Below are 8,314 nucleotides of genomic sequence, written 5' to 3' on the forward strand. Positions count from 1 at the left end.
CTCTTTAAGGTTTCTAAGAGTTTTTTTATTTAGATATATATTAAAATTTCAGAAAAATCAGTTATAATAAAGTTGTGTGGTAATTTAAAAAAAAGAGGTGGGACATTGAAGCATTTTTGGGGTGGGAAAATAATAGAATTTCTTATTAGTATCGCAGTTATTCTTACTGTAAGTTATTTACCATTCTCTTTGTTTTTAGGGAATAGTCTTGATTTTATTACATATTTAGAGAGATTAGCTTCGCCAAAGGATATTGCACATATTGATACGAACACTATGCAGTCAATTCCTTTTTTTGAACGGATTATTGAACCTTATACGTATTCTATGACTATTCTTTTAATCGCTACTTGTTTAACAATTATTCTTTCAATTGGCCTTTCATTCGTATACTTATTAGTTTCTTCTAAAATTAAGAAGGGGATTGAGAGGTGTTTAATTTTAATAGAATCAGTTCCAGATTTGTTATTAATTTTTAGTTTACAGTTATTTGTTGTATGGATTTATAAACAGACAGGATATCGCTTCGTTACTATTTATGCGTTTAATGATGAACGTGCATATGTCTTACCTATTCTTTGTATGACTATCGTTCCAACCCTTCATTTTTTCCGTATTATCGTTTTATTTTTAATGGAAGAAAAGAATAAGCCGTATGTGGAATTCGCCCGTGCGAAAGGATTGAGCAATAAATATATACTGTATGCTCATTTATTACGTAATATTATGTACCACCTGTTAAATCACTTGCAGCCGCTTTTTTTATTCATGATTTCAAGCCTTTTAATGGTAGAGGGAGCTTTTAATATTACGGGGTATATGTCTTTCTTAATAAGGGCAGGCTCTTTAAATCCTTTAACGATGGCATGGTGGATCCTTTTATTATTTGTTCCATTCTACATTCTATTTACTATTATACATTACCGAGTGAATCGTATTACAGGAGGGGCTTCTCATGATATATAGAAACTTTCGCTCCAAACGTTTTTTGTGTGGGGTCCTGTACTTTGTAGGGATTGTTGTAATTAGTTATCTTATTACGTGGTTTGGTAAGGATTTATATATGAGTAAGACAATCTGGCTGAAAGATGCGAATGGGGATGTTATTGCTGCAGCTCCGTTTAGTCCGCTTACAATACCACCACTCGGTACAGATCGTAACGGTTTTAATTTGTTTTTTCAATTATTAGTAGGTGCAAAGTTTACAATATTATTTGTATTTGGCGTATGTAGCGTACAAGTGTTTCTCGGTACTATATTAGGTGTAGCATTAGCTCATACACCATCTATCGTACAAAATTTATTTCAAAAAATATGTAAAGTGTATTTCTTTATTCCGACAGTGCTATGGGCGATTTTGTGGATGTTTCCAATCATGTTGCACAGTGAATTAACTGGATTTAATATGGAAATTATTATAAAGCAGTTTACTGTTCTTTGTTTTGCGCTGTTACCAGCTGTTATTCTTTATGTGAATCAAGAAATCAATTTATTTATGAAAAATGAGTTTGTTACAACTTCGAAAATATTAGGAGCTTCAAAGTTTCGGATTATTAGAAAGCATATATGGTTGTATTTAAAAGAAATTCTTGTCGTCCTTTTTTTACAGCAGTTTGTTCAATTATTTACGTTATTAATTCATTTGTCATTTTTCGGAATTTTAATTGGGGGACGAGGCGTAGATTATGATACGGGGAAACCATACTCACTTACGAATGAGTGGGCGGGTTTAATCGGTCTATACAAAAGTGAATTTTTAGCAGCACCATGGATTGTCATTGCGCCACTATTATTCTTTACTGTTTCTATATTCGTTTTACATATGATGATCAAGGGGATAAAGAAAGAGCGCGGTAGCAGTCTATATTCTATGTATAAAAAGACAAAGAAAGAGTCATATGAACAAAGACAGGAAAAGAAGGAAATAGATAAATCATTGTTCATTCCGGTGTCTTCTAACTCGATAGAAAAAGGTAGTTAACAAAAAAAAGAATTTGCCGTAAGGGCAAATTCTTTTTTTACTGTAAAGGAACTATGAATTTAAAAAATTTATTAGTTCCTTATTTAATTCATCCGCTTGATCGATTGGAGAGCCATGACCGCTATTTGTAAGAGGATATAGCTCAGAGTTTTTAATGCGTTCTTTTGTTAGCTCAGCACTTTTGTAAGGGATGAGTTGGTCGTGAACACCGTGGAATATTTTTGTTGGGACGTTAATTTTATTTAAGTCCTTCGTCACGTCTTCGTTTGCAGCAGCTTGCAAAATTTTGATGAGAGCATAAGAAGCGGACTGCATACCGAGATAAGAAAACCAGTCTAACGTGGCAGCTCCTAAGTTTCTATTAAAAAATGATAAAGATACATCATTAAGAAATTTAGGCAGATTTGCATACATTTGAGCAATCAGAGCATCTGCTTGCTCTTTCGGTACGCCGTAAGGGGATTGTTGGTTTTTTACGAAAGAGGGGGAGACGGCATCAATTAATGCAAGTTTAGAAATACGGCGACCGTTATATCGTGACATGTATCGAATAGAAAGAGCACCGCCGACTGAGAAACCAACTAACGTAGTATTTTCTATTTGAAGTGCTTCTAATACAATTGCGATATCGTCAGCTAAACGGTCATATGTGTAACCAGTCCATGGTTTATCAGATTGCCCGTTTCCGCGAATGTCCATTGCGACGCAGCGAAACCCGTGCTGTGGTAAAACATTGAATTGATATTGAAACATTTGGTGATTTAAAGGCCAGCCGTGTACAAAGAAAACAGTTTTACTGTCAGGACCTGGGTTCATATCTTGCACAAAAATGTGTATATCTTTTTCCACTGTAACGAACATGACGTATCCTCCTCATGCATTTTAATAGGCTCTTTCCCAAAATCGCTGTTTTGTCATTGCCTGAATAAATTCATTCGCAAGTAAGGTAGGGTTTTCTTCTGTTATAACGCCAGGTTTTCCTTCGATGTTTAAAGATTGAATAATAGTAGTTCCGTTTTGGAAAGCGCCAATTGGCTTAAAGTGATTATATGATTCTACGACAAATGAACTTGCTTTGTTAAGAAAATGATCATCAATATTTCCACCAATAAGAAGTAGCCCATCGTAAAGAAGCGGTGATCCTGTTAAGAAAGTATCATTCACTTCCCACTTTACATTTTGAGAGCCTTGCACAAAACCTAATCGTTCGGAAATAATAACGGGCTGAAGACCGGCTTGTTTGAATTGATTTATAATATATTGTGCGTTTTGACCGTCATATCCGTTTGCGACAATGACGCCTACTCGTAATGTATTTGGGCTGAATGTTGTATGTTCCATACTTAGTGCTGGTGAGGATTTTGTAACATTTGATTCTTGAACATTTGGCACTGTTGCCCCGACTGCTTCAGCTACTAAAGTAGCTAATTCTGTACTTATATGACCAATCATATCTACGACTTGTTGGCGAACTGATTTACTTTTTACTTTTCCTAATTCAAAGGAGAAGGCCTGCATAATATGGATTTTTTCGACGTGGCTCATACTATTCCAAAATAAACGGGCTTGTGAGAAATGGTCTTTAAAACTAGCGGCTGTTTCTCTTGTTTTATGTCCGGAAACAGTAGAAGGATATGTAACGAAACCGCCTTTCGTACCAGGTACAGTAAAGGGAGAGTTATTAGCTAAAGAGTTATTATGGTAAGCGACTTTTCCTTTATCAATTATATATTTAGACGCACCATCTCTTTGATTGTTATGAAAAGGACATACTGGGCGGTTAATCGGTAACTCTTGATAGTTTGTACCGACGCGGGCTAATTGCGTATCTGTATAAGAAAAGAGTCTACCTTGTAAGAGAGGATCATTTGTAAAATCGATACCGCGGACGATGCTTCCAGGGTGCAGTGCGACTTGTTCTGTTTCCGCAAATACGTTATCAACGTTCCGATTTAACGTCATTTTTCCGATGATTTTAACAGGGAAGTCTTCTTCCGGCCAAATTTTTGTTGCATCTAATATATCAAAATCGTATTTAAATTCGTCCTCTTCTTCTAAAATTTGAACGCCAAGTTCGTACTCAGGGTAGTTTCCAGCATTAATATTTTCCCATAAATCACGGCGATGGTAATCCGGATCAGCACCGCCTAGTTTTTGAGCTTCATCCCAAATTAACGAGTGAACACCAAGCTTAGGCTTCCAGTGGAATTTTACGAATCGTGACTTTCCATGTTTATTAACTAAGCGGAATGTATGAACGCCGAACCCTTGCATCATTCGAAAACTTCTCGGAATTGTACGGTCAGACATAATCCACATCATCATCGCAGCTGATTCTTGATTATTGGCGATAAAGTCCCAAAAAGTATCATGTGCTGTTTGTCCTTGAGGAATCTCATTATGTGGCTCTGGTTTAAGAGCATGAATAAGATCCGGAAATTTAATACCATCTTGAATGAAGAAAATCGGGATGTTATTACCCACTAAATCGAAATTTCCTTCCTCTGTATAAAACTTAACAGCGAATCCTCGTACATCTCGGTTCGTTTCATTTGCACCTTTTGATCCTGCAACTTCAGAAAAACGAATAAAAATAGGTGTCTTTTTAGATGGGTCTTGTAAAAAATGAGCCATTGTTAAATCTTCTAAAGAATCATATAGCTCAAAAACACCATGTGCTCCGTAACCGCGAGCATGAACGACTCTTTCAGGAATTCGTTCACGGTCAAAATGAGCGAGTTTTTCTCGCATAAGGAAATCTTCTAAAAGTGTAGGACCACGATCGCCGGCTGTTAAAGAGTTTTCATCATTTGAAATTTTGACACCCGTATTCGTTGTCATCTCTTTTCCCTCATTGTTTTTCGTAAAGGATTGTAACTGTTCTATCTTCTTATTTTCACGACCGTCCATATAAAGCACCTCCCATATTATACGTATTATTGTTCATGATTTTTATGCTTACATATGGTCTGAAGAAGTATATTATCTATGGATTGATTTTCCTCATTTGTTCAATTTATCTTTGTTTGTCTATGAAAATCATTTATTATAATAAATGGTATTCTTTTGAAGGGGTGTTGAAGTGGGAGAGAGTTTTCTATCAGCTAAAGAAGAAAAGAAAAACGCTAAGATTTTCTTATGGGTAATACATGTTATTTTAATTGTATACGAGGTTGCATACGCGATTATATTAGAAGATACAATGCCTTTAGGAAATTGGCATAAAGTGATATGGAAGCTTGCATATATTATGGCTATATTAGGTATTAGTGTTTACTTATTTGAGAGAGGAAAAGCATATTTAGTTAAATATACATATTTATTTGCATACATGATCGCAGAGACTTTTAATATTGGATGGTATGCTTTTCATAATACAATAGCATTTGATGAAGGGAATGTAATTGAATATATTTTCATTTTCTTCGTACCGATATTTTTGAGTAAAAGATATTTATTTGTCTTAGCGCCATTTCTTATAGGGAAATATATGATATACCTATTTGTATTTGGAGAACTTAACTTGTTTATGTCTCTTGTTATAAATATGGTGTTACTTTTCGTGTCATTTATTATTTTAAATCGATTTTTACAATATCTTTCAGCAGTAAAGGGACGTATTGCAGAGGCAAGTCAGTCACAAAAATTGGCGGTTATCGGAAAAATGGCAGCGACAGTCGGACATGAAATTAAAAACCCACTTGCTTCATTAAAAGGGTTTACGCAATTACAGAAAGAGAAACACGAAAAAGACGCAACATATGAACAAATGATTCTCGAAATCGAAAATATGAATAATATGATTAGTGAATTAATGGAGGTTGCTACATGTAAACCTTCTGTTTATGAAAAACACATTGTAAGTGATGTTTTAGTACAAGCGGTAGAAAACATGCGCGAAAAAATGAACGAGTTAAATATAAATTGCACCTTTAATGAAGAGCAAAATAGAAGTGAAATTGAATGTGATAAACGCAAATTAAAAGGAGTATTTTTGTATGTTATTAAAAATGCTTTAGAGGCAATGGAGCATGGCGGAACATTAAAAATACAAGTTGAAAATAAAAAAAGAGATTACGTAATAGTAAGGATAGTAGATAGTGGTTTTGGGATAAAAAAGGATAATTTAGGAAGAGTTAAGGATGCTTTTTATACAACAAAGCAAGATAGAATTGGATTAGGTCTTACGGTAGCGGAGCGAATTATGACAGAGCATCTTGGAGAATTACACATTTCTAGTGAAGTAAAGAAAGGGACGAGAGTAGAAATACTACTCCCGAAAAAATGTGAGCGCAATGTGACACAAGATTAAGAGGTGTTGTTAAAGGAGTTATCATATGGAAAAAGGCAATATATTTGAAAAAGAAGAGATAAAGGCATTAATAATATTTTTAAGCTTATTCTTCGTTATATTTTTTGCATATGATTTTGCTGAAAAGGCGATGGTCCTTTTAGCAGATAAAAATCAAAAACTAGCAGATGTTTTTGGAGAAGGATTAGGTTTATGGCTATATAGTTTGATGGTTGGATTACTCTTTATAGGACTTTATTTTATGAAATGGAAAAAGCCGTATATTGTGAAGTATATTATTTTAATTGGCTATAATATATTGGATTTTATTAATAACTTCATTATTTATTACGGAAGTGATGCGGAATTTGATGGCGGGAATATAGTAGAAGGATTCTTTATTTTATTTGCACCGATATTTGTGAATAAGAGGTACTTTTGGTTAGTTGCCGGAACTATTGTTGGAAAATATGCACTTATGGGATTCGTTGTTCAATCCTTTATCGTTCTTATCCCAATAGCATTATATAGCGTGTTTGTTATTATATGTTGGATTATATTTTTAAGATTCCAATCTTACGTTCGTACACTTGAAATGATGGACAAAGAAATACAAAATGTAGAAAAATTAGCGATGGTTGGAAAAATGGCAACAGTAATTGGTGATAAGATTAGAAGACCGTTAGAAAAATTGAAAAAACTTGTGAATAAGCAAGCGAAAAAATATCCAGAAGATAAGATTTATAGTGAAATTATGAGACAGGAAGTAGAGCGAATTTATACAATTGCTACAGAACTAAATGGGTTTGAGAAATCTAAATCGGTAGAATCCGAAACTCATAATATTAAAGAAATCATCTCTTATGTTATCAGGGTTATGGAAAAGCCAGCTTTAGAACAAGGGATAAAAATGCATGCTATTTATAGTAAAGACATACCTTCAATTACATGTGATGAGAAACGATTGAAACAAGTATTTTTTAATTTAATTAAAAATGCGATTGAAGCAATGTCAGTTGGCGGAACTATTACTGTAAAAGTTATAGTGGAAGATGTGATCATTGTTCAAATTATAGATGAGGGATGCGGTATTTCGAAAGATAAAATTCCTAAGCTAAATGAAGCTTTTTACACAACGAAAGAAACTGGAACAGGCTTAGGATTAGTAGTTACGGAAAAAATTATTAAAGATCACCACGGTAAATTGAACTTTGAAAGTCAAGTTGGAGTTGGAACGACTGTTGAGATTATGTTGCCGATTTAACGGTGGGTATTTTAAAAAGGGGAAATCACTTTCTTTAGAGTGATTTCCCTTTTCATTTTGGATGGAAGTACGGAATCCAATAAAGGGGATGTTTACAATATTGACATAGTGTACCAATTTGAAAAATCAAAATATGGATATATCCAAGGTGAGGTATATAATGAATTTGTCTGTTATTTGTTTTAATTTATTTGTAATTTTGTTGGCCTCGGTAGCGAAGTTTTTTTGTAAAATGAACGATTTGTAAGAGTGGGCTATATATCAGTGATTAGAAAAACAGAATATAAAGCACTTGTCGTAATCCCGGGGGTAATATAAAGAGATATCGCATCCCCCCTCGAAACCAGGTTTCCAGTTGTAATACTAGTCCAAGTTACAGTGGCAGGTCCAGGTACTGGAGTAGGGTTATACACTTGAGGTTGTCTAGAGCCAATATCCGTAGGTTTAATTGAAAATGTCATAGTCCCCGTAATTTTATCTGTAGTAGTTAAAGTGACAGTAGATAGGATGTAACTAGAGGTAGGGGCAGAGAGGTTTGTTGGGACATCCTTGCAAATATCAATCGTATAAACAGCAGCGGGTAAGTTATTAATATTTATAGATGCAGCAAAACCAACTATATTCCCAGCTCCAGCAGTTACATACGGAATAACGTTAGAATCAATTCCTGGAGAACCTGCTATACGTTGAAACCCAGCATTCGTCCCTTGAAAAACAATACTTTTCGCTGATGAACTACCTGCAGGTCCAGTGATGCCGGTAGAACCAGTGATGCCAG

The 8,314-nt window shown here is 34.6% G+C and carries 6 protein-coding genes and 1 pseudogene; 4 read left to right on the forward strand and 3 right to left on the reverse strand.

Going from position 1 to position 8,314, the window contains the following annotated elements; translation table 11 throughout:
* Positions 1 to 105: 105 nt before the first annotated feature.
* A complete protein-coding gene (locus tag V7038_RS02500) occupies positions 106 to 966 on the forward strand; it encodes an ABC transporter permease subunit (RefSeq protein WP_070170624.1) in 861 nt (286 codons plus the stop codon).
* Positions 956 to 1,981: an ABC transporter permease subunit gene (locus tag V7038_RS02505; RefSeq protein WP_002112433.1), complete on the forward strand. Its 1,026-nt coding sequence runs from the start codon at positions 956 to 958 to the stop codon at positions 1,979 to 1,981. Before V7038_RS02500 ends, V7038_RS02505 begins: the two co-directional genes overlap by 11 nt.
* A 51-nt stretch (positions 1,982 to 2,032) precedes the next feature.
* Here the strand turns inward: V7038_RS02505 and V7038_RS02510 are convergent, their stop codons facing one another.
* Both V7038_RS02510 and V7038_RS02515 read right to left on the reverse strand, forming a co-directional pair.
* The gene (locus tag V7038_RS02510) at positions 2,033 to 2,842 is read right to left on the reverse strand and encodes an alpha/beta fold hydrolase (RefSeq protein ID WP_335468973.1); all 810 of its coding nucleotides are present in this window, start codon (positions 2,840 to 2,842) and stop codon (positions 2,033 to 2,035) included.
* A gap of 21 nt (positions 2,843 to 2,863) precedes the next feature.
* Positions 2,864 to 4,891 carry a catalase gene (locus V7038_RS02515; protein WP_335468975.1) on the reverse strand — a complete coding sequence of 676 codons (2,028 nt, stop codon included), beginning with the start codon at positions 4,889 to 4,891 and terminating at the stop codon, positions 2,864 to 2,866.
* A 172-nt stretch (positions 4,892 to 5,063) separates the two neighbouring features.
* On the opposite strand from V7038_RS02515, the gene V7038_RS02520 reads away from it, so the two are divergent.
* Both V7038_RS02520 and V7038_RS02525 read left to right on the forward strand, forming a co-directional pair.
* On the forward strand, positions 5,064 to 6,293 hold the full coding sequence (locus V7038_RS02520) for an ATP-binding protein (RefSeq protein ID WP_335468977.1): 1,230 nt from the start codon (positions 5,064 to 5,066) through the stop codon (positions 6,291 to 6,293).
* Positions 6,294 to 6,318: 25 nt separating this feature from the next.
* Entirely contained in the window at positions 6,319 to 7,536 is a 1,218-nt protein-coding gene (locus tag V7038_RS02525; protein WP_002112424.1) for an ATP-binding protein, read from the forward strand.
* A gap of 254 nt (positions 7,537 to 7,790) precedes the next feature.
* On the opposite strand, the pseudogene V7038_RS02530 reads toward V7038_RS02525, so the two are convergent.
* A pseudogene (locus tag V7038_RS02530) lies at positions 7,791 to 8,314 on the reverse strand (collagen-like protein); the annotation flags it as partial.

It is taken from the genome of Bacillus sp. JJ783 (assembly GCF_036963225.1).
GTDB classification, from domain to species: domain Bacteria; phylum Bacillota; class Bacilli; order Bacillales; family Bacillaceae_G; genus Bacillus_A; species Bacillus_A cereus_U.

Coding starts and splice junctions, on each gene's coding strand:
- V7038_RS02505 (WP_002112433.1), top strand. CDS start 956: ATGATATATAGAAACTTTCGCTCCAAACGTTTTTTGTGTGGGGTCCTG.
- V7038_RS02510 (WP_335468973.1), bottom strand. CDS start 2,842: ATGTTCGTTACAGTGGAAAAAGATATACACATTTTTGTGCAAGATATG.
- V7038_RS02515 (WP_335468975.1), bottom strand. CDS start 4,891: ATGGACGGTCGTGAAAATAAGAAGATAGAACAGTTACAATCCTTTACG.
- V7038_RS02525 (WP_002112424.1), top strand. CDS start 6,319: ATGGAAAAAGGCAATATATTTGAAAAAGAAGAGATAAAGGCATTAATA.